The organism is Bacillus licheniformis DSM 13 = ATCC 14580, from assembly GCF_000011645.1.
Classification (GTDB): domain Bacteria; phylum Bacillota; class Bacilli; order Bacillales; family Bacillaceae; genus Bacillus; species Bacillus licheniformis.
In genome coordinates this window covers 3998372-4022998 of sequence record NC_006270.3, presented here as the reverse complement: position 1 = coordinate 4022998, position 24627 = coordinate 3998372, and the positions used below count along the sequence as shown (strand labels likewise).

The following is a 24627-nucleotide window of genomic DNA, read 5'->3' as shown; positions in this document are numbered from 1 at the left end:
AGTTATGGCTTATCATAATAGAGAAAAAGAAATCACGAACATTCTCAAAAACCATGAAAGAAAAGCGAACCAGCTGCTGCGGTTAGCCCAATCCAGCCGTCTGCTTGATACTTTTAATAAAATATGGGTTTCGATAGAAAATAAAGAACTTCCGAATTTTGTATCAAAAAACGTAATGGATTTTAATGTGGCGGATATCAAATCGGAAATCAACGATTGGATAAAGGATTTAAAAGAGTGCCAGGAGAATGCCAGGCGCAAATTTGAGTCTATGGAAGACCCCACACCGGAAGACTTAAGAAAACGCAACAATATTTCGAGTGACGCTGTTCTTTTAATTAGCCAATACGAGAATCTAAAAAATGGCATTGATCAGGTGGAACAAGATTTCAGCAATGTCGCCCGCACCCACCGCGCCCCGATGCGCGAAGCTTTGACAGACCTCTCAATCTTGTATAATTCAGTTAACCATGTAAAAGGCGATTTTTCGGATTATAAGAATGTTTCTGTTTATGTGCATGGGATTGAGGATAGTGGGAATGGTTTCTATAAAAGTGTAAAGGATGCTGCGAAAAAGGGCGACCTTATCGTTCGTATTACAACAAATGAAAAAAACGAATATGTTTATGAATACTATTATATTGACAAATATGGAAAAATGTATATAAAGGAAACTTATGAAGAAATAAAAGGTCTTGAATACTTCGACACTAACGGCCGTCTCCATATTGTTTATGACACAAATGAACCCAATGAGCATCGGCAAGCAACAAGTGACGATTTAGCAGAAAAGTTAAATGAGATGGGGCTGATGAATGAGGAGACAAAGATCGATATGTTCGGGCACAGCTATGGAGGAAGAAGATCGCTGCAATTTGCGATGGATTACCCTGACCATGTGCGAAGCATCACAACAATCGGAACTCCATATGATAAAAATCTCTTAGCTGCCGGGGCAAATAGAGCGCGCTGGCTTGCAGATAATGCTGCTGGAAGAGATACTATGAATACAAGTGATTATTTAGATTTTAATGAAGAAAACAAAAACAATGATAATGGAAAAGATTACAGTAATGCCTACACTGATATGGACTGTGAGGCGATGACTGAAGATATTAATCATTTGAAATCTGCCAATCCTGAGGTGTATCAAAAGCTGCAGAAGATGGACATTACCGCTGCGGCGGGATACAGAACAGAGGATACTGTAAGTTTTTCCCCTTACTATACCGCAAGCGGAAAACATAAAATAAACAGTGATGATATCGTTTCGGTCGAAAGTCAACACGGTGACATATTAGGCGATCTCATTGATAAAAAGCCAGAAATTGAAGTAAGAGGTTCCGGTGTAACCAATCCTGGACATATTTATGAAATTGAAGACTCTGAATTTGTTGACTTGATTCGAGAGGTCAACAAAAAAGAAGCAGAATAGGAGAAGGTCGATGAAAAAGAAAGGGTTTATAAGTATATTTTTTTTAATAGTGTTTCTACTGCTCGCCACCACCGGCTGCGGCAAAGATGATGTTCAGGAAGCCATCTATAAAAAAGGCTTGCCCAAAGAAGACAGTCCAGCATTTAGAGAATTTATGAGACATGAACTTGATTTAGCGACAGACGCAACTCTTAGTTATCAAAATAGTACATATACGATTATGCGCAGTGATAAAAAGGGGCTACGGTACTATCAATATACAGATCAAGAAGTAGACGATTTTTACAGTCCCTTTCTTTCGGCTAATAAATATCCTGCGACAAAATTATATGATTTGAAAACAACTGAATTTTTAACTAAAGAAAAACTTATCCACAATAAACTTGAATATAATCTGCCGGAAATGACATTAGATAAAAAGAATGTTCTAAAAGTGAAAACAAAAAGCGGAGAAAAAAAAATAGAGTTTCCATCAGCCAAGGATAAAAAAGTACATCTGGCGTTAGCAGCTGTTAGCAAAGACAGCATGCTTATACAAGTGGACGTATATGAAAAATTTAAAAATGGTGACCTTGGAGACAGACAAATATATTATCTTTTTTTAAAAAGTGATCTTTCAAAATACCGGATTGTTAAAGAAGAGGAATTAAATTCAACAATTGAGTCTGGGAAACTGAAGGAATACTTATCCGTATTTCCAAATGTAGCGAAGGATGGAGCATATCGTAAGTTATTTGATAAATACATTTTTGATGAAAAGAAAAACAAAGTTAGGAAAATCAAAAACACTGATATTCTGAGCAAAGACGGTAAGTATGTTTATATTAACGGAGCAAAAGAAAAAGAAACAAATGTAATGCCTGATGGTATCCAACAGATACAAACAATGGATAATTATCTAAAAGGAAATGAAAAATATGAAGCTCAATTTAAGATTGATTTCAAACAAATTGCAAAAGAGATGGATTTAAACGCGGGTGATGCGAGGATAGCTAATATTCATTATTTTAATAAAGATTATGTAGTTTTGTATATTTCTTATCATGGGAAGACAATTGGTACAGCAGGTTCTGTTAATGTACTTATTGATTTACAAAAAAACAAACAACAGCCAACGGCTTATTTAGTTGATTTAGGAATTGAATCATAGAGGGACTGAAGAGTTTTTATGCAGTCCTTTTCTTATTTGACAAAGGTAGGCCACAAAATTGGGACAAGCCTTCTGTAATTTTTGGAACTCAAATAAAAACATTTCAATGGCCTGCCGATGATCACCAACTACCGCAAAGCCGATGGAGAAAAAAACGCACCTCCATAGTTAGACGCTGCCTAACGATAGGGGTGCAGTTCATTTTCACCCTTGCTTCACCTTCTCCGACGCATATCCATTCGGATTCGCAGAGTGCCAGTTCCAGGCGTCGCGGATGATCGCGATCAGGCTGTTGTGCTGTGGGGTCCAGCCTAATTCTTTTCTGGCTCTGGAGGAAGAAGCGGCAAATGTTGCTTGTGAATCGATGTCCGTTTCTGTCAGCTTTGCGGCGATGAGGGGAATGCCTGTGACATATTGGGCGGCAAGGATGATTTGTTCAGCGGAGTAGCTTTCGCCATAGCTGAGATTGTAGATTCGGCTATCCTTGCCTTTCCGCAAGTGATTGATGGCGAGCACGTGTGCTTCTGCCAAATCTTGAACATGAACATAATCGCGGACGCCAGTTCCGTCTTCAGATTGATCTATGTGAACAAAAGGAAGGTGTCCGAGAGCGGTTCGCAGAACATTTGAAATGAGATGTGTTTCGCTCCCCCGGTCTTCGCCGATGATGGCGGATGGGTGAGCGCCGCACGCATTGAAGGAGCGGAGGATCACATATTTCAGCCCGTACGCTTTTTCCGCTTCCATCAGCATTTTCTCCATCATCCATTTGACTTTGCCGTGCGCGTGAACGGGCTCAGGTTCGGTTTCTTCCGTGACAGGGAGGTCTTCTGGACTGCCGTAGACGGCCGCGCTTGACGCGAAAACGATCCGGCCGACATCGTATTCTTTCATCACGTCAAGCAGTGTTTCCATTCCTGTGATGTTTTCGTTAAAGGAAGTAAACACGTTTTTGGATTTCGAGGAAATCGGAGATGCTGCGAAATGCATGACGGCTTCAATGTCCTCGTTTTCAAATACTTGCTTGAGAAAATGCCGGTCGCGAATGTCCCCTTTATAAAACGCAGCTTCGGAGTGAACGGCTTCTGCGTGTCCTGTTGCCAGGGAATCCACAACAACGACTCTTTCTTTTTTCTCAATTAACGTGTAAACGGCGTGGGAACCGATATAACCGGCTCCCCCGACAACTAGTACGCTCATCGGAATCCCTCCTTTTGGATCTTTCTACATAATATGGCGCTGGGGAGCTCGCGCCCGCCGCTGTTCTTCAAACCCGTATTTTCCGTCAATGATATAAAGCGGCCTGTCTTTCACTTCGTCATAAATGCGGCCGATGTATTCGCCGATTGCCCCGAGGATGATCAGGATAAATCCGCTGAACAAGCATTGCAGAATGATCATCGACGACCATCCTGTAATGGTGCTTGTCGTAAACAGCTTCATGCAGACGACGATGAAGGCGTATATAAAGCCGATCGCTGACAGCACGATTCCTGAGTAGCTTGCCAGTTTCAGCGGCTGAAAGGAAAATGAAGTGATGCCGTCGAGCGAGAGCTTCAGCATTTTTTTCAGCGGGTACTTCGTTTCCCCTGCAAGCCGTTCGTGGCGCTCGTAATAGACGGCTGTCTGCTTGAACCCGAGCCAGCTGACAAGACCGCGGACGAACGGGTTTTTTTCTTTCAGCTTGTTCATTTCATTGACCACCTTCCGGTCCATGAGCCGGAAGTCTCCTGTATCCACCGGGATATCAACGTCTGTAAGTTTTCTTAAAATCCGGTAGAACATGGCGGCCGTTTGCTTTTTGAAAAATGTTTCTCCTTCTCGCTTTGTGCGGACGGCGTATACAACGTCAAAGCCTTGGCGCCATTTTTCCGCCATTTCCAAAATCAATTCAGGAGGATCCTGCAAATCGGCGTCGATCACAACGATCGCCTCGCCGGCAGCATAGTCTGTGCCGGCCGTAATCGCGATCTGATGACCGAAGTTTCTTGAGAAATTGATGCATTTTACTGCCTGGTCTGACTGAGCAAGCGACTTCAGCGTGTGAATGCTGTCATCGCTTGAACCATCGTTTACAAAAATCAGTTCATAGGGATCGCCTGTCGAGTCCATGACGGTTTTTAATCGGTCATAGGTGCTTTGAAGCACTTCCGCTTCGTTGTAGACAGGTACTACGATTGAAAATGTGACTTGTTTCTGCATATTCATCACCTTTCCTTTCATCAATCCAGCTCCACTTTATAAAGCGTTTGATTTCCGCCAGGTCCGCCTGACTGTGAATCATCAGAAGAAGAGCTGCTGTATTCGCTTTTTGAAATTTCTGTGCCGTTTTCTTTAATCCAGTTGGTGATTTCTGAATTGTCCCGGCCTCGGCCGTCGCCGATCATGAAGTACTTGACTTCGCCGTTTTTGACGAGCTTCTCAAGTTTTTCAACCGTCAAAATCGGGTCGCTTCCTGAGAATCCGCCCATCGCCATCACAGCTTTGCCCGTTTTGATGATGTAAGATTGAGCAGAAGTTGCACTTGAGACTGCAAATAAATATTTTTCACCGGTGTTGTTCTTTTCAAGGTAGCTCAACAGTTCTTCATCGACCGACTCGCCGCTTCCAGGGCTGCCGCCGCCGCTTGGTCTGCCTTGTTGACGGCCGCTTGCGCCTTCGTCATTCTGATTTTGGCTGTTTTGGCCGGAACCGGTATCAGCTGAAGAATCGTTGCTGTTTTGGCTGTTTGAACCTGGACCGAAGCCAGGGCCATTATTGTTGTTTTGATTACTGTCTGTTTGGCCGTCTTGGCTGCCAAATCCGGGAGGTCCGCTGCCGTCGTTATTCTGCATCTTACCTCCTCCGCCACCGCCGGCAAATGATTGTGCGGATTTAGGTCCGGCCTGTGGAATCATGCCGTTTACACCGTCAGCAAGCGTCGCCGTTGTCCAATAGAAAGGCCCGATCAGCATGCCAAGCAGCGCTGCAAGTGATACATAGTAGCTGAATGACTTTCCTTTCTTGAGAAAGATGAGAAGACAGCTTGTGACAATGCCGAAAGCGCCGATCAATATGCTCCAGATGAAGCCGATTTCGCTGAGATAAGGACTCAAAATATACAATTCAAATGCGGTTGTCAGCAAAATGCCGATTGGCAGCAGCCGTTTTTTCCAGCCGCTTTCTTCCTGATAGAGGCGAACGAGCGCCGTCCAGCCTGCACCTGACAAAGCGGCGATTGGAGCTGCCAGCATAATCAGATAGTAATGATGGAAGAATCCTGCGATGCTGAAGAATGCAGCGACCGGCAGAAGCCACATCATCCAGAAAATTGTTTCAGTCGTTGTTTCATTGAATTTTCTTTGTCTGCGAAGACCCGCGATCAGCAAACCGATGATGCCGAAGAGGACAAACGGGATCAGCCAGCTAGCCTGTCCTGAAAGCTCAGATTGGAATAGTCTGAGAGGACCCGGGGTTCCAGTGCCAAACATGCCGCCTGTGCCGCCACCGGGACCTCCGCCGCCGCTTTGGACATCACCCTGCCGGCCATCCGGTCCGCCCGAAGGCATTTCGCCTCCGCTCGGCGGAGCCATTTGTCCATTTGCCGAGTCTGAGTTGTTTTCAATATCGCCGCTTTGCTGCTGATTCTTTTGATCATGATCAGATGAGGAGGTTCCGCCCCCGCCTGCACCGTTTTGACCTGTGAGACGCTGGATGCCGTTATAGCCAAACGCCAGCTCAAGGACAGAGTTGGTCTGGCTGCTTCCGATATAAGGGCGCGAAATCTCGGGCTGGCTGTCGACGACAACCGCCCAGGAAACGGAAACACCTGCCAGAACGATCACGGCTGTGATAAGAGACACAACTTTTTTGCGAATCGTCGTTTTGGCTCCAATCATGTAAAACAGCAGGAATGCCGGTAATACCATGTAAGCTTGCAGCATTTTGACGTTAAAACCGACACCGATCATACAGAATGCGCCGAGCAGCCAGCCGATTTTTCCTTTCCGGACTGCTTTAAACAACAGCCACGTTGCAATCATCAAGCAAAGGACGAGAATGCTGTCGACGTTGTTTGTATGGCTGACCGCAACGGCAATCGGCGTACACGCCATAATAAGAGCTGAAATTCTGGCCGCCGTTTTGCCAAAAGTAGGTTTTACAATAAAGTACAAGAGTGCTACGGAAATCACTTCCGCAATGGCTTCAGGGAGAACGACGCTCCAGCCGTGCACGCCGAATACAAGTGCAAAAAGTGTCTGAATCCAGAGTGCGACAGGCGGTTTATCAACTGTTACAAAGCCTGCCGGATCAAATGATGCGTAAAAGAAGTTATGAAAGCTTTGGGTCATACTTTCAACGGCCGCCGTATAGTAGGCGTTGTCTGTGTCACTATTCCAGATGCCGTACAAGTTTAATGCTGCAGATAATACAAGAATGAAGACCAGGAATATATCGATTTTCCTTTTCTTAATCATTGTTCGATCACCTCACTAAAGAGCATTATAGAAGCCAAATATGATCAAACTATGAACAAATCAAGAAGGAATTTTAAATTGTATAGAGGGGCAAAAAAAGAGACATGCCGTCAGGAGGCATGTCTCAAATATGAGGTGTTATTTCCATACGTCTTCAGCGATCTCGACGACATGGCGCAGTTTTTCCCACTGCTGTTCTTCGGTAAGCAGGTTGCCCTCTTCCGTTGAAGCAAAGCCGCACTGCGGGCTCAAGCACAGCTGGTTCAGATCGGCATATCGGGACGCCTCTTCAATGCGCCGCTTAATATCATCCGGGTTTTCAAGCTCGCCGAATTTAGATGTAATTAAACCGAGGACGATTTGCAAGTCTTTCCGTTGGACGTAGCGAAGCGGTTCGAAGCCGCCGGAGCGCTCGTCATCAAATTCAAGGAAAAGTCCGTCTAAATTGAGTCCGTCGAAAATCGTTTCAGCAGCCGCATCGTAGCCGCCTTCCGCCACCCATGTCGACTGGAAGTTGCCGCGGCAGATGTGCATGGTGACCGTCAAATCGTCCGGGCGCCCTTCAACTGCTTCATTAATCGTGTTGGCGAAAGACTGGCGCAGTTCATCAGGCTGGCGGCCGAAAGCTTTGATCTGCTCATGTCCTTTGTCTGAGAAAAATACGGACCAGGCCGTGTCATCCAGCTGCAAATAGCGGCAGCCGGCATCGTAAAATGCGCGGATCGCTTTTTTGTAAGCCTGAGCTACATCGTGATGAAATTCATCAAGATCCTCATACGGGCTTTCTCCAAGCTTTCCTCTGAAAAACAGCATATTCGGGCTCGGAATCGTCATTTTCGGCGTATGTGTGCCCGCAATATCATGAAGAAATTTATAATCTTCCAGCATCGGATGGTTTGTAAAGTCGACTTTGCTTGTTACTTTGATGCCGCGCGGCTTCGTTTCAACATTATGAAATTGAATGCCCTTGTCCGCTGTATATCCTTCTACGCCGTCAAGTCCTTCAAGAAAATCGAAATGCCACCATGACCTGCGGAATTCCCCGTCTGTCACGGCTTTAAGACCGATTTCTTTTTGCTTTTCGACAATGCGCTTGATCTCTTCGTTTTCGACTTCGCGCAATTGTTCAGCGCTAATTTCGCCGTTCGCTTTTTGGAGGCGCGCTTTTTTTACGGGCTCAGACCTTAAAAGACTGCCCACCTGATCAGCTCTGTACGGTCCGATTTTTCTTCCAGGCGTTTGCTTCAGTACATCGGTTGATTGTGTCATGCTTCATCCCTCTTTCTTTATAGACATAAAAAAGCTCTTCCCGATAAGGAAGAGCTTGATATATTCAATCTCCTCCTTATCTTCAAGAGCACGAACATGCTCTTAAGGATTTAGCACCATTCTGTCATAGACAGCGGTTGCCGGGTTTCACAGGGCCAGTCCCTCCACCACTCTTGATAAGGAAAACCTTTTTATGCGATTTTTTAATAGTTTTAATATTAATACTTTTTATAAAAATGTCAATGGGTTTAAAAAAACTCTTCGTTTTTTTCATTTTCTTCTTCTGCGGTTAAACTGGAGGGCGTATCGAATCAATGTGTGAATTTTTCGTCAGGACAGCCGTTCAAACAGTCAACAAGATGCTGAACAAACAGAATAAATTAGAATTTTTTTCAATTTTTATTTCCAAAAACAGAAACTTTTTATTGAGTTCACCGGTCTATAATGTGTACCTGATTTCAAAATGGGTATTATAAAAAATGACAGATTAAGGAGGGTTTTTATGAACAAAAAAACAGTGTTTAAAGCGTTCGGAATGTTGATGACAGGGGTATTGTTTTTTGCGCTGTACAGTGCGGCCGCACTTCCTTCTGCACACGCGGCAAACGAAAAAAAACCGACGGTCACGAGCCATACGTACAAAAACATTAAGGCTTTGAAATACCCGCAAGTTTCAAATGTAAGCCCCAAATCTCTCCAAAACAAGATCAACAAAGATTTTAAACATTATATTGAGCAGTCCTACAAAGATTATGTAAAAAACAAGAAAGACGGCCAACAGCACGGATACCAAACGGATTATCAAACGTCCTTTGAAGTGAAATACCGGACCGGCCAAAAGCTGAGCATCCTGACAAGCAATTACGTCTATTCCGGCGGAGCGCACGGAAATACGGCAGTCCGCTCTTTCAACTATGACCTTGTCTCTAAAAAACGGGTGTATTTATCCGACATCCTAAATACAAAATCGAAAATGGATAAGACAAAAACATACATTTACAACTATATTCAAAAACACAGCGACATTTTCTTTCCGGATGTGAAGAAGAAAGACATCGTCCTCGGTAAAAACACGGCCTTCTATTACACTAACGACGGCATTGCGATCGTCTTCCAACAATACGATGTCGCCCCTTATGCCGCCGGAAATCCGGTCGTTGCAGTTCCGAAAACGGTGTATCAATAAATAACAGCCCCTGTTTCTCAGGGGTTTTTATTATGAGGGAAGAAGGAAGGAGGAGGTTTTGGAAGCTCTTTCATAAAGCGGCAGCTGACGGGCATGATTCAGCCCGCAGTCAGTTTGCAGATTTTTTCTAAATCAAACAGTTCGCAGACATAGAACATGCACTGTCGGCCGCTGATGATCTGGTATTTTTTAAAAGCATATGTCCGGTCTGCTGAAACAGGTACAAGTTGTGTGAAATGTTTTCCCAGGCAGTCGCCCGTGCTGAAAATTTCACGCCTTGACTCCAGTTCTGCAATGATTTTCCCGATGGGAAGCCTTTCTTCCTGCAAATCTTGTTTGATGGCGGGCGGCAGTAAGTTTGTTTTGACATAGACATAATTATAAGATAAATAATCATCGCCTGTTTTCAAAGACGAGGTTCTAAACAAGATGTCATCATCGCGTTGAAACAGCCTTGCTTCCTCAGGTGAAAGCTTGTCATAATCAATATTATTTTGCTGAAAAACTTCGATTTCGGCTTTGCCGCCGATCAGCGTTTCAATCGCTTTGGTTGTTGAACCATCGGTTTTGGTTAACATGTCTTTTACAAGAGAAACAAAGGTTTCAGGAAAAAAGTGGCTTACGTTCAATTAAAGGCACCTCCACGCCAAAATTAGAATTTTTCGAAAACTTGTCTTTAAATTTATCATGGGGAGGTGAGTTTGTCTAGAAATATAAGTTAAATTTTAGGTGAGCAATGTAAATTTTATCTTTTTTATAATTGGATAGATCAGGATATGTATGGAGAAAGGAGACGTCAATGTCTCCTTTTTTTGTCCCGTTATTTTAAGTCGTCTCTCCTTCTAAAAGCTGTACGGGCAAATAGGTTTCCAGCGGCAAATCATCGAATTCGCCTTCAATGGCTTTGGACAAAATCTCAATGGCCGTCTTGGAAATGAGTTCGATCGGCTGCTGGATGGTTGTCAATTCCGGGAGAATGGACTGAACCGCTTCCGTTCCGTCGTAGCCGATCACCTTTAATTGCCCGGGAATGTCTTTTCTGCGTTTTTTTGCTTCGGTGATGACTGTAGCGGCCATGAGGTCATCACTGGCAAAAATGCCGTCAGCTGCAGGCTGTTCATCAAACAGTTTTGAAATGATTTCCCGGTAATTTTGATGAAAGGGAACTTCATATGTAATCGGCTGTCTCCCGTGTTGTCGCATCACATCTTCATATGCTTTTCTTCTAAGATTTGCCGGTGTTTTCAGCTCAATTGGTCCGTTGATATGGATGATGTGCCGGCAGCCTTTTGCAATTAACAGTTCTGTCGCTTTTCTTCCTCCGTCATAGTTATCAGAGCCGATGACGGGAATCGTTTCCGACAAGTAATGGTCGATGGCGACAATCGGCAGGTTTTGCCGATGATAATTTAAAATTCCCCTGTTGTAAGTCACGGCGATGACGCCGTCCACTTGATTTCGCATCAGCATTTCCAAGTATTTTTCTTCTTTGTCTTTGCGGTTTAAGCTGTTGCAAAGCAGCAGTTTGTAGCCCATGGCAGCGCAGATGCTCTCAATATGAAAGGCCAGTTCGCCGAAAAACGGGTTGCTGGAGTTAGGGATGATGAGCCCTATTAAATGAGTTCGTTTACGAAATAAAGAGCGGGCCAAATCGTTTGGAAAGTAATTGATTTCTTCCATCGCTTTATAGACTTTTTCTTTTGTTTTTTCACTAATATAGCCGCGGTTATTTAATACCCGCGATACGGTTGTTGGTGAAACTCCCGCTTTTTTTGCAACGTCGTGAATGCTAGGCTTCATTCCCTTTTCCCCCTGCTATTTTTACTGAAATGGCTTACAATTCTCGTCACGCACTTATTTTAGAGAATCGGGCCGATATGTGCAAGAAAATGCCATGATTCTGAGAAATGTACCGGGATGAATAATTGGGGAAAAAATATGTCAACCGGTTGACATATGAAACCGGTTGACATACAATTCACTTGAAAGTGCTTTCATTTGTTAATTGATAAAAAATGGGGGGAAGTGACAAAGATGAAAAGGTGGCTCTTCGGAATTTTTTCGTTGTTGCTGATGTTTGCGATGTGGGGCTGCAGCAATAGCAAAAGTGCAAATAGCCAAGATGGGAAAACGCTTACGATGTGGGTGCACGTATCTGATGACAGTGAAGAAGGAAAGGTCTATCAAAAGCGGGTGGACGCTTTTAATAAAAAGTATGCCTCTGAAAACATCGAGGCCAAAATTGATTTCATCCCCAGAAGCGGAAACGGCGGCGGATATGAAGACAAAGTGAACGCGGCGCTGACAACGAATACCCTGCCGGATGTGATCACTTTGGACGGACCGAACACGGCGGCTTATGCGAAATCCGGCGTTATTGCGCCATTGGATGAGTATATCAAAGACCAGGATGATTTATTGCCGAGCATTAAGCAACAGGGAACCTACCAGGGGAAACTGTATGCGATCGGTGTCAGCGAATCATCGGTCGGTATTTACTATAACAAAAAAATGCTGAAGGACGCCGGCGTTGACTTGAAAACGCTGCCAACGGTTGAGAATCCATGGACGTGGGACGAATTCCTTGAGCTTTGCAAAAAGCTGAAAAATAAATATGACAAACCGGCCATCGATATGCAGTTGCAGTCAAAAGACGAAATGCTGACCTATGCGCTTTTGCCATTTGTTTGGTCGGCTGGCGGCGATGTTCTTTCAAAAGATGGCAAGAAAGCGGAGGGTGTTTTTAACGACAAACTGACCGTTGAAGCGATGACATTTATTCAAACAATGCTGAAAGAGGGTTACACGACCCGGACTCCGGTTAAGCAGGCGTTTGAAACGGAAAAATATCCGATGAAAATGAGCGGTGTCTGGACGGTAACCGACATGGAAACAAATTTTCCTAATGTCGATTATGGTGTGATGCCGTATCCTGTGTCGCCAAAAACAAAAAAGCTTGTGTCCCCTTCAGGAAGCTGGCAGTTTGCCATGACACAGACGTCTGAAAACAAGGAATGGGCGGCAAAATTGGTCGATTGGATGACAAACAAGGAATCCAACTTGGAATTGAGCCGTTCGATCGCCGCGCTGCCTGTGCGCTATTCATCAGAGAAAGTGCTGGCAAAAGAATTCTCAGATGAAATGAATGTCTTCTTGCAGCAGCTGAAAGAAACGGGGCATGCACGACCGGTGACACCGGCATATCCACAGGTGACGCGCGCATTTCAGCAAGCGATCGATGACATCAGCTTCTTTGATCAGCATCAGGATATTCAATCGGTTCTGGATACGCGTGCAAAAGAAATGCAATCAGCCATCGATAAGGCAAACTAGAAGGTGGAGCCATGAATAAAATTCCGTTGAAAGAAGCAAGGACGGCCTTTCCGCTGAAAAAAATCCCTGCCAGTAAAATAGGGTGGCGGGACAATGTGCTGGCCTATACATTTTTAGGTCCGGCCTTGCTGATTTTGTCAGTGTTTCTCGTGATTCCTTCGATTATGGCGGTTTACTACGCATTTACAGATTATTATTTGTTAACACCTGACCTGCGCAAGTTTGTCGGTTTTGACAACTTTATCAAATTGTTCAAAGACCCTATTTTCTTGAAAAGTTTGAGCAACACATTGAAATTTGTTGTCCTTGTGATTCCATTACAGATCGGGGCCGCTCTCGGGCTGGCCCTTCTGTTGAATAAAAAGCGCAAGGCCAATACGTTTTTCAAAGTCGCATACTTTAGCCCCGTCGTCATGTCGCTTGTTGTCATCTCCGTTTTGTGGCTGTACTTGCTGAATCCGAATGAAGGAATGATAAATAACGTACTGACGCATGTCGGTTTGCCGCCACAGCCGTTTTTGACAAGTCCTAATCAGGCGATCTTTACAATTGTTTTCGTTTCAGTCTGGCAGGGAGCCGGATTTCAGATGCTGATTTTTTTAGCGGGCCTGCAAAACATTCCCGGAGATGTCTACGAGGCGGCGCAATTGGATGGTATGAATAAATGGCAGCGGTTTATTTATATTACATTGCCTTTGTTGAAACCGACGTCGGTTTTTATCTTTATTACGACGCTGATCAGTGCGTTTAAGCTCCTCGTGCAGCCAATGGTCATGACCCAGGGGGGACCGGTCAATTCAACGATGACAGTTGTCTATTATATTTATCAAACGGGATTTACCGATCGGATGGTCGGCTATGCAAGTTCAATTGCGCTCTTGTTTGGCACGATAATTGGATTGGTGACGCTTGCGCAGCGCAAGTTGGTGAAGGAGGATGAAGGCGGATGAGAAGGAAATTCGGACCTTTAACGATACTGGAATATATATGCCTTGTTTTGCTGGCGGCTCTGTTTATATTTCCGCTGATTTGGATGGTCGCTTCATCGATGAAACCGGAAGCCGATATTTACAACAATATCAGCAGCATTAAAGCGTTTCTTCCGTCTTTTCATCCGTCGGAATGGTTTCAATCCTACAGGGAAGTGCTGTCACGGTTTGATTTACTAATGTATATTGGTAACAGTCTGTTTTACGGTTTGTGTGTGGCAGCGGGAGCGGTCATTATCAACGGAATGGCGGGCTTTGCATTCGCCAAGCTGCAATTCACAGGTAAAAAAGTGCTGTTTACCATATTGCTGGCGCTTTTAATCGTGCCGATGGAAACGATTTTAATCTCGCAGTTTACAATTGTTCATAAGCTCGGACTTGTTGATACGCGCCTTGCCGTGATTTTGCCGGCGCTTGCGGGGGCTTTCAATATTTATTTGTTCCGAAACTTTTTCATGGCGATCCCGGGGGAGATGATTGAGTCGGCCAAGCTGGACGGAGCAAATACATGGCAGATTTTCTGGCGGGTGATGCTGCCGATGTCCAAACCGGCTGTCGCTACGGTGGGGACATTGGCTTTTATCGGCAGCTGGAATGACTATATTTGGCCGCTGATGGTTTTGACGGATAAGTCGAAATTTCCGATCCAGGTGGCGATTACAGCCATCAACAGCACCGAGCCGGTTTATACGAACCAGGTGATGGCTGTCTTGACGATTTCCACGATTCCGCTGATTCTGATCTACATTGTAGCCCAACGCTACATTTTAGATGGCCTGGGCGGTTCAGGGACAGGCATCAAATAGATACATCCAAATCGGGTTAAAGGAGCAAATGAAAATGAAAAGCTCAAACAGTCTGTATTGGAAACTAAGCGCCTATTTTTTCTTTTTCTTTTTTACTTGGTCTTCCAGCTATTCTTTATTTGCGATTTGGTTAGGGCAAGAAATCAATTTGAACGGGTCCGCGACGGGCATTATCTTTTCTGTAAACGCTATCTTTACTTTGTGCATGCAGCCTTTGTACGGTTTTATCTCCGATAAGCTCGGGCTGAAGAAAAACATATTATTTATGATCAGTTTGCTGCTCGTATTTACGGGTCCCTTTTATATTTTCGTCTACGGACCGCTTTTGCAATACAACGTCTTTCTTGGGGCTATCGTCGGGGGAATTTATTTGGGAACTGCTTTTCTCGCCGGAATCGGTGCGATTGAAACCTTTATTGAAAAGGTCAGCCGCAAATATCAATTTGAATATGGAAGAACAAGGATGTGGGGGTCCCTCGGCTGGGCTGCGGCGACATTTTTTGCAGGTCAGCTGTTCAATATCGATCCGAATATCAACTTCTGGGTTGCGTCCGCCTCAGCAATCATATTGGTGGCCATTATTGTTTCCGTAAAAATTGAGATGACAGATGATGAAAAGGAAAGAGCAGACTCGGTCGGATTAAAAGACGTAGGAGGGCTTTTTCTCTTAAAAGATTTCTGGTTTTTGATGCTGTACGTGATCGGCGTAACATGCGTGTACGGCGTCTATGACCAGCAGTTCCCGCTTTACTACGCTTCCTTATTTCCGACTGCGGCCTTGGGGAACCAAATATTTGGATACCTTAATTCATTCCAAGTATTTATTGAAGCGGGCATGATGTTTCTTGCGCCTTTCATCGTCAATAAGCTCGGTCCTAAAAAAAGCTTGATTTTAGCGGGGCTGTTAATGGCTTTCCGGATTATCGGTTCCGGACTTGTCAGCGGACCGGTCGGAATTTCATCGATGAAACTCATTCATGCTTTAGAATTGCCGATTATGCTGATTGCGATGTTTAAATATTTGGCGACTAATTTTGATAATCGTCTTTCATCCGTACTTTATCTTGTCGGCTTTCAATTCGCATCCCAGGTAGGCACGTCGATTTTTTCGCCGCTTGCGGGAGGTTTATACGACAGCATCGGATTTCGCCACACTTATCTCATCATGGGAGCAATGGTCCTTTGTTTTACCATTATTTCGATTTTTACCTTGCTAGACTCAAAGAAAGATGTTGAATTTGCTCAAAATCTACAAAGCAATCATATATAGAGAGGATGTCACAGATGAACAGAATTCAGCAGGCAGAAGAAGCATTAAAGAAAGCCGGGAAAAAAGTGAATCGCCGTTACCGAATGGGCTATCACATGATGCCCCGGGCAAACTGGATAAATGATCCAAACGGACTTATTCAATATAAAGGGGAGTATCATGTCTTTTATCAACATCATCCGTATGATGAGAATTGGGGGCCGATGCATTGGGGCCATTTGAAGAGCAAGGATCTTATTCACTGGGAGCACTTGCCGGTTGCTTTAGCGCCGGGAGACGAATTTGATGAGAGCGGCTGTTTCTCAGGAAGCGCAGTCGAATATAACGGCGACCTCGCTTTAATCTATACTGGGCATAATATGATAGATGAAGAGAAAGACGATTTCTACCAAACTCAGAATATAGCAGTCAGCAAAGACGGTATCGTCTTTGAAAAACTGAAAGAAAACCCTGTTATTGCAGAGCCGCCGGAAGACAGCGCACGTCACTTTCGCGATCCAAAAGTATGGAAGCATCGTGAGAACTGGTATATGGTGGTCGGAAACTCCTCAAAAGAGAACGTCGGGCGGGTCATCTTATACCGCTCGCCTAACTTTGTAGATTGGGAGTACGTAGGCGTTCTCGCCCAAAGCGACGGAAATCTCGGCTTTATGTGGGAATGTCCGGATTTCTTTGAACTAGACGGCAAACACATTTTGCTGATTTCCCCTCAGGGTATAGAGGCTGATGGTGAATCATATCAAAATCTGTATCAAACAGGCTATTTGATTGGAGACTATGATGAAGAAACGAATGAGTTTGTACATGGCTCCTTTAAAGAGTTGGATCACGGCCACGACTTTTATGCCGTGCAAACTTTATTGGATGACAAAGGCCGCAGAATTGCGATTGGCTGGATGGATATGTGGGAGTCAGAGATGCCGACGAAAGCAGACGGATGGTGCGGGGCATTAACTTTGCCGCGTGAATTGACGTTGAAGGATGGTCACAAAATTTTAATGAATCCCGTCGAGGAGACTAAATTACTTCGTGGATCGGAACATCATGAGTGTGACAATCAATCGATTTCCGGCAGCTATTTTATAAAGACAGCCGAAAAGCTTCTTGAAGTGGTGGCCGTTTTTGATTTGACAATTTGCAGTGCCGAAACGGTTGGCTTAAAGATCCGGGGAATTGAACAGGAAGAAACAACCATCAAGTACAGCTTGATTGATCAAAAGCTGACGCTCGACTGTTCAAAGTCCGGCAAAGCGAGGGACGGTGTGAGAAACGTACGGCTTGAAGCGGATGAGAAGCTCACTTTGCATCTGTTTCTCGACAGATCGTCTATTGAAGTATTTGCAAATCATGGTGAAGCGACAATGACAAGCCGCATATATCCGAAGGAAGGAAGAGCGGGGATTGAGCTGTTTTCTGAGAAAGGCAACGTACGGGTTGAAGAATTCACTTACTGGACGTTGAAAGATATTTGGAAAGGTGATGAAGCCAAATGAACAGAATTTTTTGCATCGGTGAGATGTTAATTGGCTTTATCCCGCTCCAAAAAGAAACCGCCTTGCAACATGTTCTAATTTCAGCAAAGCGCAGATAAAGATTGATCTGGAAAAAAAAGCGGCTGCTTTGTCTTGCAGCCGCTTTCCGCTTTTTTCGTTTAAGCTCTTTCTTCAAACAGCTTCACAATTTCCACGATGACATTCGCGGCTTTTACCATATTGTCGGCGGAAATATACTCGTATTTTCCGTGAAAGTTTTCCCCGCCTGTGAAAATGTTCGGACAAGGAAGCCCCATATATGAGAGCTGAGAGCCGTCTGTACCGCCGCGGATCGGTTTAACGACCGGTTCAATATCAAGGTTTTTCATCGCTTTATAGGCAATGTCGACAATCTCTTTGACCGGTTCGATCTTTTCCCTCATGTTGTAATATTGATCATTCATGTCCACTGTGACGCTGTTTTCGCCGTATTTCGCTTTAAGGTTGTTTGCGATTTTTTGGACGGTGTCTTTTCTCTCGTTAAATCGGTCTCTGTCAAAATCTCTAATGATATAAGAGAGGCTCGTTTCAGAAACATCGCCCTTGATTGAAAGCAGATGATAAAAGCCTTCATAACCTTCTGTAAATTCAGGAGCTTCGTTTTCCGGCAATGCGGCGTGGAACTGCATCGCGATTTTGGCGGCATTGACCATTTTTCCTTTTGCTGTGCCGGGGTGGACGTTCGTTCCTTTACAAGTGATTTTCGCGGCTGCGGCATTGAAGCTTTCGTACTGCAGTTCGCCAAGCGGTCCGCCGTCAACCGTATACGCGAATTTGGCATTGAACGCCTCGACGTCAAACTTGTGCGGCCCTCTGCCGATCTCTTCATCAGGTGTAAAAGCGACTCTGATCTTCCCGTGTTTGATTTCGGGGTGCGCAATTAAATATTCCATTGCCGTCATGATTTCAGAGATCCCAGCTTTATTGTCGGCGCCGAGCAAAGTCGTTCCGTCGGTTGTAATCAACGTATGTCCCGCATAATCTGCTAGCTCGGGGAATTCCTTGGGCGATAAGACGACATTGAGGGATTCATTCAGCACAATATCCTTTCCGTCGTATTGTTCGATAACCTGCGGATTGACGTTCTTTCCGGTAAAATCTGTTGCTGTATCCACATGAGCCAAGAAACCGATCGTCGGCACCTCTTTTTCTGTATTCGAAGGAAGCGTCGCCATCACATAGCCGTTTTCATCGATTGTGACGTCCTTCATGCCGATCTCTTTCAGCTCTTCGACAAGCATATTGGCAAGCGCCAGCTGCCCGGGAGTGGAAGGCGTCGTCTGACTGTTTTCATTTGACTGCGTATCCACTTTCGCATAAGAAATGAGGCGTTCAATCAATTTGTTCTTCATGTTTCCTTCATCTCCAATTGTTGGTTTTATTTTAATCTTATCATTTAGAGAAGGCGAATGGGAGGATTGAAATCTTTTATTCCTGTTGTGGAAAAATTTAGTATAATAATAAAAAATAGGTCAATAGAAAGGGAGAAAAATGGAAGGATATCATCACTTTAGAAAAGAAGTAGCGAATTATTTCAGGGCCCGCTTTCCGTTCCTGTATATTTCTACATGGGAAGAAGAACGTGTCATAGATCAACTGAGTCATATTGTTTCGGATACAGAATTGATTAGAACACCAAGAACCTTATTTGTTTGGAGTTTAACCAAAGGGTTTGAAAGCAATGGAATGCCTCCATCAGCCGAAACAAAAGACCCGTTAAAGGCTTTGGCGTTCATTGAAAAATATGATCAGCCAGCAGTCTTTATATTGAAGGATTTTTATGTTTATTTGGGTGCAAATAATCGCCCCCCTGAATACCGTTTGATTCGTAAAATGAAAGATCTTGTCTCTGTATTGGAAAAGAGTCTTGTTTCCAAAAATGTTGTGCTTGTGGCGCCAACATTAACGCTTCCTCCTGAATTGGAAAAGGACATCACAATTGTAGAGTTTCAATTGCCCAGCTTTGCAGAAATTAAAGAAACGCTCAAGAAAATGATCGAAATGAATCAAGGGCAAAATCGGGCAATCGTTAGCTTGACTGAGGACGAAGAAGAACGCCTAGTAAAAGCAGCACTGGGATTAACTTTAAAAGAAGCAGAAAATGCGTTTGCACTGGCGCTAGTAAGCAAAGGGCGTCTAGATTCGGATAGCGTTGATCAAATTCTTTTTGAAAAGCAGCAAATCATTAAAAAAACCGGCGTATTAGAGTTTATTAAAAGTGAACCAAATATCCAGGATGTAGGTGGATTGGAAAATATCAAACGTTGGTTGAATAAAAGAAACAAGTCATGGATGGACTCCGCTCAGGACTATGGGCTGCCATCCCCTAAGGGTCTTCTATTAACGGGGGTTCCCGGCTGCGGAAAAAGCTTAATTGCTAAAGCTGTCAGCTCTATGTGGAAGCTTCCTCTTTTAAAATTGGACATGGGAAAAATATTCAGCGGCATTGTCGGAAGCAGTGAAGAAAATATGAGAAACGCTTTATCTACGGCAGAGGCCATTTCTCCGTCTATTTTGTGGGTCGATGAGATTGAAAAAGGATTGGGGAATAGCGGAACAGCTGGAGACGGGGGGACTTCGAAGAGAGTGCTTGGGAATTTCTTAACCTGGATGCAGGAAAAATCAAAGCCTGTATTTGTGATAGCAACTGCAAATAATATAGACGCTCTTCCGCCCGAATTCTTAAGGAAAGGACGTTTTGATGAGATATTTTTTGTTGATCTGCCAACGAAAAAAGAAAGAAAAGAAATCTTTCGCATCCATCTTGAAAAGAGGCTAACAAACCCGAAAGCTGCCGGGAATTTTTCAATAGAACCACCTGTCTTGGACAAGCTTGCAGAACTGACGGAATCATTTATTGGTGCTGAAATCGAACAAGTCGTAATTTCTGCATTATTTGAAGCCTTTTCTGAAAATCGAAGCTTAACGGTTGAGGATCTTGAGAAAGTGATTAAGCAGACTGTTCCTTTGGCTGTTACGCAATCAGAGCAAATTCTTGCAATTCGGGAATGGGCAAGTCTTCGGGCTGTATCGGCTGCCCGTCAGGAAGATCTGAAGGAATACCAATCTATTCAGCTAAAGAAAGATGACGAAAATCCGCGTGATAAAGATGCCGATTTACATACAAGCCGGGGTGGCAGAGCTGTAGAGTTTTAGGAAGAGGTGTCAAAGCATGAGTATTGAAATTGTTTTATTACCAGTTGCGATTGCAGCGACCCAAGCGATTGCATCCTATTTGGCAGAAAACGAATCAGGCCGTCTTTATACAATGCCTACCGTTATGAAGGATGAAGACCTTCTCAAAAAAGCGCTTGACCAAAATGGATGTAAGACGATCGAGCTTGGAACAACAAACGTCGAAGCAATCATGGAAGATTCAGCTGTAACTTTCCATTTGACAGAAGAAGGCACCTTTAAAGCTGCATTTGATCGTTCAGTTGATAAAAACCAGGCGCGGGAATTTATTGATCAAATTGAAGAGGAGTACAAACGGATATTGCAGCAGGAAACATATTTGAAACTTATAGAAAAGGCCGAACATGAAGGATTGGTTTTAGAAAATGAAACGGTGACAAATGAGAATTCGGTGGTATTGACGTTCAAGGTGAATGGATAAGGAGGCATTTCATGAGTCAGCGAATTATTGTTGAAATTCAGCAGGATGGTCAAATTAATGTGGAAACAAAAGGGATTAAAGGACCGAAATGCCGAGATTATATTCGAGTTCTGGAACAGCTGCTTGAGGCTGAAACGATTGATTCATCATATACGGCGGAATACTTTGAGACGGAACAGGTTGATGTTTTGAGGCATCAGCAAATTATAAGGGGGCACCGTAATGGCTAATGGATATACCAATAAGGGAGTGAAATGGGAGCTGTTTCAATCCATATGGGTCCTATTTGTATTTACTCCTTTTGGCTTTTTAAATTGGGTTTCTTTTTTCTATATTTTCGCTCGGGCAAAACAAAAAAAATGGTTAATTGCCGGATGGATCTATTTTGCTATTTTTTTATTCACTATTCTTTCTAATGGAACACCTTTATTCAATGCGGCCATGGTTCTTTTGATCATCGGCTGGGGTGTCTCAATTGTTCACGCTTTAAAAGTGCGGCCGGAGTTTTTAATTCGGTTAGAGTCCATTCAACAGTTGAAACGCGCTGAAATAGATCAGCTGCGTAAATCTCTGAAAAATGAGTATCCAGAGACCGCCGCGGCTCGAACGAGCCAAACCGATAAACAATCGGAACGGAAAATAGACATTAATCAAGCGAGTGTGGAAGACATCGCTTCGATTCCGCAGTTGGGAATTATCCTCGCCAAAAAAGCGGTCGCCATGCGTGAAGAAATCGGTGGCTTTTCATCTATTGATCATTTCGGCGAACAGTTAGGATTGAAGCCGCATGTGCTTTTGAAGGTAGAGCCGTATCTCTCATTCTCTAAACCAGTTGACCGAAGGGATAGAAAAGATGAGAATGCTGAAGGAAGGGTTTTGGATATTTAATGAAAATACGAATCCATCGTTTTTTGCCGCTTACTGAAGCAGAAGGACCCGGTAAACGGGCGTGTTTATGGGTGCAGGGATGTTCGGTACGCTGCGAAGGCTGCGGAGTACCGTGGACATGGTCTGACAAGGGTGGAAAAGACATCAGTGTAGACGACCTCTTTAAAAAGATTGTTGATTCAAAAAAAGAAAACAATATTGAAGGTGTAACATTTCTTGGTGGTGAGCCAATGGATCAAGCGGAAGCCCTTGCAGAACTTGCGGATAAAATAAAAATTGCTGGACTTTCTATTTTGACCTTTAGCGGCAGATACTTGGAAGATATAAAGTCGAATCCACGAAAGGGCCAGCTAGAGTTACTTGAATTGACTGATTTGTTCATTGATGGTCCTTTCGAAAAAGAAAATATAGATTTAAGCCGGCCATGGACAGGTTCCTCTAATCAACGATATCATTTTTTGACTGAGAGATATCGTTATCTTGAAGGTCAGCTTCAATCAATTTCAAATAAAATAGAAGTTCGGTTAGAACCCGATGGCACAGTTTCAATCAACGGAATGATTCGTCAAGAACAATTGCAAAGTTTATACGAAGAATTATCTAAACATAAAGTTTCCAACAGAAACTAACATTTGAACCCGCTATATTACCTAAAGCGGGTTTTTTATGTGAAAAAAACCATCTTTCTGAAACTTTTCTCATCATTTCTCCTCTCTAATGTTTGAAGGAGGCGCAGCAGTGAAGCAAATCAGATTAGTTAAGAAAGCTGTCGCAGGCAACGCCAAAGCTTTTGAAATGCTGTTTCAAAAGCACAGCGAACAGCTTTACAGAACAGCTTACATATATGTGCGAAATAAGGAGGACGCGTTAGATATCGTACAGGAAACGGCGTACAAGGCATTTTTATCGATTGCCCAGTTGAGGAATCCCGAATACTTTTTGACATGGCTGACGAAAATCCTCATTCATCATGCATATGCCATATTGGACAAGAAAAAGAAAGTGGTTTTAATGGACAGGCCGCTGCAGGACGAAGGCCGGGAGCAGGAGATGCATGCGGACGACAGAATAGGGATGCTTGAAGCTGTTCAGCAGTTGCGAAAAGAATATCAAACCGCCATCATTTTATTTTATTATCACGACCTGCCGATTCATGATATCGCCGAGGTGATGAATGCTCCTGAAGGAACCGTTAAGACCTATCTGAAAAGAGCGAAGCTTGAATTAAAACAACTACTGACTGGGGGAGAAGACGCATGGACAAACAACGGTTCAAAAACGAAGTAAACAAGATCGATGTCCCTACAAAAGAAATCCGCGAATCGATTGATAAAGGCATCAAGCGGGCCAAGCGGGAAAAAACGTTTCGGCCGAAGCGCGCCGTGAAAAGGACTGTTTTTGTTTCGAGCGCGGCCGCCGTGCTCCTTCTCGGTAGCGGCTTCGTTTCCCCAGCGATGCAAAGCGTGTTGGCTGACGTCCCGCTGATTGGAAAAGCGTATCAACAATTCCATGACTATGTCGGCCAAAACTTGGTGGCGGGCCAGCTTGTCACTGAACTGAACGAGAAAGCGTCCAGCAACAACATAGACGTGACAGCTACAAGCGTTTATTTTGACGGCGGAATCATCGGTATGACGTTTAAGGTGAAAAGCGATACAAGAAAAGATTTAGATGATGGAGCGAGAATGATTCATTTCACATTATTTAATGGCGAGCGCAAATGGGCTATCGCTTCTCAAGGAGACTTGAAGAAAACAGAGGACGGCTATACCGGCTACATTCAAGTAGGCTATCCAGACAAACATATTCCCGATAAACTGACACTCCCGGTTACGATCACAAATATTAACGGAATCAGAGGGAAATGGAAGTTCGACATTCCGGTTGATAAACTGCCGTATAAAACGCTCCACATAACCAAAAACAATACACAATCGGCGGATGGCCATAAGCTCGCCGTAAAAACGGTAATTCTCGGAAAAGAATCGACTGTCATCGACTATGAAGTATCCAATTCAGAGGAACATCCGAACGATCGTACATCGGTTATAAAAGTGACCGATGATAAAGGAAATGAAATTCCTTATTTGAGTGGCGGGCAGTGGACGACGGACAGTACAAAGAACGGAAACAAGGTTCGTCACGAAGAAAGGCTGATCCTTGGAAAAGTGAATAAAGGAACAAAACACCTCAAGATTGAGGCGAGCAGCAGTATGGGCGATTCCGAAAAGACGCTGCCTCTCACAAAAACGCCCGCCGCGCTGAGCGCTGACCGTCATGACTTCCAGATTGCCGTTGATCAGGTGAAACAAAACGGAAGTAAATTGTCTGTCGACTATCATCTGAAACATGTCGATCAATCTAAGATTGATATTGACAGCATGCAAAACTTTTTAGAAACGATGTCACTGGTTGATTCTGCTTATAAAAGCATTGACGAAGCGCCGATGGGACACAGCGTAAAAGGTAATTTTACAAAAGTGCTTGATCCTAAAAAGCTCCGATTCCGATCAGACTTTACGTTAGATGGTGAATTTGGAGCGAAAAACTTCAGCCTTGACCGATATTCGCTTGATGTCGAATTTGGTTATTTAAGCGCATTTTATTCTACACCGTTTAAGCCGATCAAAGTGCAGTTGCCACAGTAAAATATATGACCCGCTGTTTCAGTGAAACGGCGGGTTGTCTGCTTTGCT

General features: G+C 43.9%; 22 protein-coding genes and 1 riboswitch. Of the genes, 15 read left to right on the top strand and 7 right to left on the bottom strand.

The features are described from left to right. Positions 1-4: 4 nt before the first annotated feature. A complete protein-coding gene (locus TRNA_RS42125) occupies positions 5-1435 on the top strand; it encodes an alpha/beta fold hydrolase (RefSeq protein WP_003186489.1) in 1431 nt (476 codons plus the stop codon). A 10-nt stretch (positions 1436-1445) separates the two neighbouring features. Further along, positions 1446-2585: a hypothetical protein gene (locus tag TRNA_RS42120; RefSeq protein WP_003186487.1), complete on the top strand. Its 1140-nt coding sequence runs from the start codon at positions 1446-1448 to the stop codon at positions 2583-2585. Between the two features lie 204 nt (positions 2586-2789). Here the strand turns inward: TRNA_RS42120 and galE are convergent, their stop codons facing one another. From galE to TRNA_RS42100, 4 genes are all read right to left on the bottom strand, one after another. Beyond that, positions 2790-3785 (bottom strand): UDP-glucose 4-epimerase GalE, encoded by a 996-nt coding sequence (galE, locus tag TRNA_RS42115; protein WP_011198445.1) that lies wholly within the window; start codon positions 3783-3785, stop codon positions 2790-2792. A 24-nt stretch (positions 3786-3809) separates the two neighbouring features. After that, positions 3810-4808 (bottom strand): glycosyltransferase family 2 protein, encoded by a 999-nt coding sequence (locus TRNA_RS42110; protein WP_003186481.1) that lies wholly within the window; start codon positions 4806-4808, stop codon positions 3810-3812. Continuing rightward, a complete protein-coding gene (locus TRNA_RS42105) occupies positions 4808-7042 on the bottom strand; it encodes a glycosyltransferase family 39 protein (protein ID WP_011198443.1) in 2235 nt (744 codons plus the stop codon). Before TRNA_RS42105 ends, TRNA_RS42110 begins: the two co-directional genes overlap by 1 nt. A 138-nt stretch (positions 7043-7180) precedes the next feature. Then, positions 7181-8311 (bottom strand): 5-methyltetrahydropteroyltriglutamate--homocysteine S-methyltransferase, encoded by a 1131-nt coding sequence (locus tag TRNA_RS42100; RefSeq protein WP_003186479.1) that lies wholly within the window; start codon positions 8309-8311, stop codon positions 7181-7183. A 73-nt stretch (positions 8312-8384) separates the two neighbouring features. Further along, a riboswitch (SAM riboswitch) is annotated at positions 8385-8494 on the bottom strand. Between the two features lie 319 nt (positions 8495-8813). Here TRNA_RS42100 and TRNA_RS42095 point away from each other — a divergent pair. Beyond that, positions 8814-9497 carry a DUF3298 and DUF4163 domain-containing protein gene (locus tag TRNA_RS42095; RefSeq protein WP_003186478.1) on the top strand — a complete coding sequence of 228 codons (684 nt, stop codon included), beginning with the start codon at positions 8814-8816 and terminating at the stop codon, positions 9495-9497. A 98-nt stretch (positions 9498-9595) separates the two neighbouring features. Here TRNA_RS42095 and TRNA_RS42090 read toward each other — a convergent pair whose 3' ends face one another. Then, positions 9596-10126 (bottom strand): chorismate--pyruvate lyase family protein, encoded by a 531-nt coding sequence (locus TRNA_RS42090; protein ID WP_009329908.1) that lies wholly within the window; start codon positions 10124-10126, stop codon positions 9596-9598. Between the two features lie 196 nt (positions 10127-10322). Then, positions 10323-11297: a LacI family DNA-binding transcriptional regulator gene (locus tag TRNA_RS42085; protein ID WP_009329906.1), complete on the bottom strand. Its 975-nt coding sequence runs from the start codon at positions 11295-11297 to the stop codon at positions 10323-10325. A gap of 234 nt (positions 11298-11531) precedes the next feature. Between TRNA_RS42085 and TRNA_RS42080 the strand changes: the two genes are divergently transcribed. From TRNA_RS42080 to TRNA_RS42060, 5 genes are read left to right on the top strand one after another with little or no spacing between them, the layout of a single operon-like run. Beyond that, complete coding sequence (locus tag TRNA_RS42080) at positions 11532-12830, top strand: ABC transporter substrate-binding protein (RefSeq protein WP_011198441.1); 1299 nt, start codon at positions 11532-11534, stop codon at positions 12828-12830. A gap of 11 nt (positions 12831-12841) precedes the next feature. Then, positions 12842-13780 (top strand): carbohydrate ABC transporter permease, encoded by a 939-nt coding sequence (locus tag TRNA_RS42075; RefSeq protein ID WP_009329903.1) that lies wholly within the window; start codon positions 12842-12844, stop codon positions 13778-13780. Then, the gene (locus tag TRNA_RS42070; RefSeq protein ID WP_006639650.1) at positions 13777-14625 is read left to right on the top strand and encodes a carbohydrate ABC transporter permease; all 849 of its coding nucleotides are present in this window, start codon (positions 13777-13779) and stop codon (positions 14623-14625) included. The genes TRNA_RS42075 and TRNA_RS42070 overlap by 4 nt, the downstream gene beginning before the upstream one ends. Before the next feature lie 34 nt (positions 14626-14659). Beyond that, positions 14660-15895: an MFS transporter gene (locus tag TRNA_RS42065; protein ID WP_009329898.1), complete on the top strand. Its 1236-nt coding sequence runs from the start codon at positions 14660-14662 to the stop codon at positions 15893-15895. A gap of 14 nt (positions 15896-15909) precedes the next feature. Continuing rightward, the gene (locus TRNA_RS42060) at positions 15910-17388 is read left to right on the top strand and encodes a glycoside hydrolase family 32 protein (protein ID WP_003186470.1); all 1479 of its coding nucleotides are present in this window, start codon (positions 15910-15912) and stop codon (positions 17386-17388) included. A gap of 158 nt (positions 17389-17546) precedes the next feature. On the opposite strand, the gene pepT is transcribed toward TRNA_RS42060, so the two are convergent. Further along, entirely contained in the window at positions 17547-18779 is a 1233-nt protein-coding gene (gene pepT, locus TRNA_RS42050) for a peptidase T (protein ID WP_003186466.1), read from the bottom strand. A gap of 139 nt (positions 18780-18918) precedes the next feature. On the opposite strand from pepT, the gene TRNA_RS42045 reads away from it, so the two are divergent. The 7 genes from TRNA_RS42045 (at position 18919) to TRNA_RS42015 (ending at position 24579) form a co-directional block, all read left to right on the top strand. Then, positions 18919-20583, top strand: a complete 1665-nt coding sequence (locus TRNA_RS42045) for an AAA family ATPase (protein ID WP_009329895.1) — start codon at positions 18919-18921, stop codon at positions 20581-20583. A gap of 16 nt (positions 20584-20599) precedes the next feature. Further along, on the top strand, positions 20600-21043 hold the full coding sequence (locus TRNA_RS42040) for a hypothetical protein (protein ID WP_009329892.1): 444 nt from the start codon (positions 20600-20602) through the stop codon (positions 21041-21043). 11 nt (positions 21044-21054) lie between these two features. Next, complete coding sequence (locus TRNA_RS42035) at positions 21055-21273, top strand: DUF2997 domain-containing protein (RefSeq protein WP_009329890.1); 219 nt, start codon at positions 21055-21057, stop codon at positions 21271-21273. Continuing rightward, on the top strand, positions 21266-21931 hold the full coding sequence (locus tag TRNA_RS42030; RefSeq protein ID WP_011198440.1) for a helix-hairpin-helix domain-containing protein: 666 nt from the start codon (positions 21266-21268) through the stop codon (positions 21929-21931). Before TRNA_RS42035 ends, TRNA_RS42030 begins: the two co-directional genes overlap by 8 nt. Then, complete coding sequence (locus TRNA_RS42025; RefSeq protein ID WP_009329887.1) at positions 21931-22560, top strand: 4Fe-4S single cluster domain-containing protein; 630 nt, start codon at positions 21931-21933, stop codon at positions 22558-22560. The genes TRNA_RS42030 and TRNA_RS42025 overlap by 1 nt, the downstream gene beginning before the upstream one ends. 88 nt (positions 22561-22648) lie before the next feature. Beyond that, positions 22649-23218, top strand: a complete 570-nt coding sequence (locus tag TRNA_RS42020) for a sigma-70 family RNA polymerase sigma factor (RefSeq protein ID WP_011201770.1) — start codon at positions 22649-22651, stop codon at positions 23216-23218. Continuing rightward, positions 23188-24579: a DUF4179 domain-containing protein gene (locus tag TRNA_RS42015; protein ID WP_009329885.1), complete on the top strand. Its 1392-nt coding sequence runs from the start codon at positions 23188-23190 to the stop codon at positions 24577-24579. The genes TRNA_RS42020 and TRNA_RS42015 overlap by 31 nt, the downstream gene beginning before the upstream one ends. The last annotated feature ends 48 nt before the right edge of the window (positions 24580-24627 follow it).

What these genes read in the sequence shown, in the direction of transcription:
- TRNA_RS42125 (WP_003186489.1), top strand. Translation starts at nt 5, where the DNA reads ATGGCTTATCATAATAGAGAAAAAGAAATCACGAACATTCTCAAAAAC.
- TRNA_RS42120 (WP_003186487.1), top strand. Translation starts at nt 1,446, where the DNA reads ATGAAAAAGAAAGGGTTTATAAGTATATTTTTTTTAATAGTGTTTCTA.
- galE (WP_011198445.1), bottom strand. Translation starts at nt 3,785, where the DNA reads ATGAGCGTACTAGTTGTCGGGGGAGCCGGTTATATCGGTTCCCACGCC.
- TRNA_RS42110 (WP_003186481.1), bottom strand. Translation starts at nt 4,808, where the DNA reads ATGAAAGGAAAGGTGATGAATATGCAGAAACAAGTCACATTTTCAATC.
- TRNA_RS42105 (WP_011198443.1), bottom strand. Translation starts at nt 7,042, where the DNA reads ATGATTAAGAAAAGGAAAATCGATATATTCCTGGTCTTCATTCTTGTA.
- TRNA_RS42100 (WP_003186479.1), bottom strand. Translation starts at nt 8,311, where the DNA reads ATGACACAATCAACCGATGTACTGAAGCAAACGCCTGGAAGAAAAATC.
- TRNA_RS42095 (WP_003186478.1), top strand. Translation starts at nt 8,814, where the DNA reads ATGAACAAAAAAACAGTGTTTAAAGCGTTCGGAATGTTGATGACAGGG.
- TRNA_RS42085 (WP_009329906.1), bottom strand. Translation starts at nt 11,297, where the DNA reads ATGAAGCCTAGCATTCACGACGTTGCAAAAAAAGCGGGAGTTTCACCA.
- TRNA_RS42080 (WP_011198441.1), top strand. Translation starts at nt 11,532, where the DNA reads ATGAAAAGGTGGCTCTTCGGAATTTTTTCGTTGTTGCTGATGTTTGCG.
- TRNA_RS42075 (WP_009329903.1), top strand. Translation starts at nt 12,842, where the DNA reads ATGAATAAAATTCCGTTGAAAGAAGCAAGGACGGCCTTTCCGCTGAAA.
- TRNA_RS42070 (WP_006639650.1), top strand. Translation starts at nt 13,777, where the DNA reads ATGAGAAGGAAATTCGGACCTTTAACGATACTGGAATATATATGCCTT.
- TRNA_RS42065 (WP_009329898.1), top strand. Translation starts at nt 14,660, where the DNA reads ATGAAAAGCTCAAACAGTCTGTATTGGAAACTAAGCGCCTATTTTTTC.
- TRNA_RS42060 (WP_003186470.1), top strand. Translation starts at nt 15,910, where the DNA reads ATGAACAGAATTCAGCAGGCAGAAGAAGCATTAAAGAAAGCCGGGAAA.
- pepT (WP_003186466.1), bottom strand. Translation starts at nt 18,779, where the DNA reads ATGAAGAACAAATTGATTGAACGCCTCATTTCTTATGCGAAAGTGGAT.
- TRNA_RS42045 (WP_009329895.1), top strand. Translation starts at nt 18,919, where the DNA reads ATGGAAGGATATCATCACTTTAGAAAAGAAGTAGCGAATTATTTCAGG.
- TRNA_RS42040 (WP_009329892.1), top strand. Translation starts at nt 20,600, where the DNA reads ATGAGTATTGAAATTGTTTTATTACCAGTTGCGATTGCAGCGACCCAA.
- TRNA_RS42035 (WP_009329890.1), top strand. Translation starts at nt 21,055, where the DNA reads ATGAGTCAGCGAATTATTGTTGAAATTCAGCAGGATGGTCAAATTAAT.
- TRNA_RS42030 (WP_011198440.1), top strand. Translation starts at nt 21,266, where the DNA reads ATGGCTAATGGATATACCAATAAGGGAGTGAAATGGGAGCTGTTTCAA.
- TRNA_RS42025 (WP_009329887.1), top strand. Translation starts at nt 21,931, where the DNA reads ATGAAAATACGAATCCATCGTTTTTTGCCGCTTACTGAAGCAGAAGGA.
- TRNA_RS42020 (WP_011201770.1), top strand. Translation starts at nt 22,649, where the DNA reads ATGTTTGAAGGAGGCGCAGCAGTGAAGCAAATCAGATTAGTTAAGAAA.
- TRNA_RS42015 (WP_009329885.1), top strand. Translation starts at nt 23,188, where the DNA reads ATGGACAAACAACGGTTCAAAAACGAAGTAAACAAGATCGATGTCCCT.